This is a genomic window from Bartonella queenslandensis AUST/NH15, from assembly GCF_000312585.1.
Lineage (GTDB): Bacteria > Pseudomonadota > Alphaproteobacteria > Rhizobiales > Rhizobiaceae > Bartonella > Bartonella queenslandensis_A.
This window is the reverse complement of record NZ_HE998197.1, coordinates 1-569: the sequence shown is the minus strand read 5'-3', so window position 1 is coordinate 569 and position 569 is coordinate 1. Positions and strand designations below refer to the sequence as shown.

Genomic DNA, 569 nt, shown 5'->3' with positions numbered 1-569 from the left:
TTGGCTTTTTAACTTTTTCTCACACTCAATAAAGTAACGACGAGCCTGCCTGCCTTTCTCATTGCGTTCAACCATTGAGAGTTCTTTGGCCATGTCTAATGTGAGGTGGTATTCTTTACTGATAACATTTTTACGTTTCCCAATTTTGGGAAGCGTTAAAATATAGTCCTTTCCTTCTTCAAATGCATACTGATTAATGCGGTTTGTAATCCAAGTAGCAAAACGTTTTCCTATTGCCAAAAACGTATGCAAATCACGTGCATTAACCGTTTGAACAGTTTCCTGATCAATTGTTAGTTCTTTAATTTCTATGAGAGTGTTCATAATGAACTCCTATGCAGTTAGATGTCTTCTATTGACACTCTAGAAGAGCGCCGGGTGCTAGAAAACACGGTGCATAGTCCGTCGTTATGCTTTCCCCATAAAGGGTATTGTATAGCATAACTACACCCGACAAGATCATTATATGCGTGTAACATACAATGAGTCAAAGCCTTTAATATGCGGGAAATAAACTGTTTCGGCAATCTATCCGCTATGCATCTAAGGTGTTTTCTAGGCACCTGATT

1 protein-coding gene is annotated in these 569 nt (G+C 38.7%); it reads right to left on the bottom strand.

The features are described 5' to 3' along the window. A partial coding sequence (locus tag BN338_RS09870; protein ID WP_039761951.1) for an antA/AntB antirepressor family protein occupies positions 1-324 on the bottom strand: 324 nt, incomplete at its 3' end. Positions 325-569 lie beyond the last annotated feature (245 nt).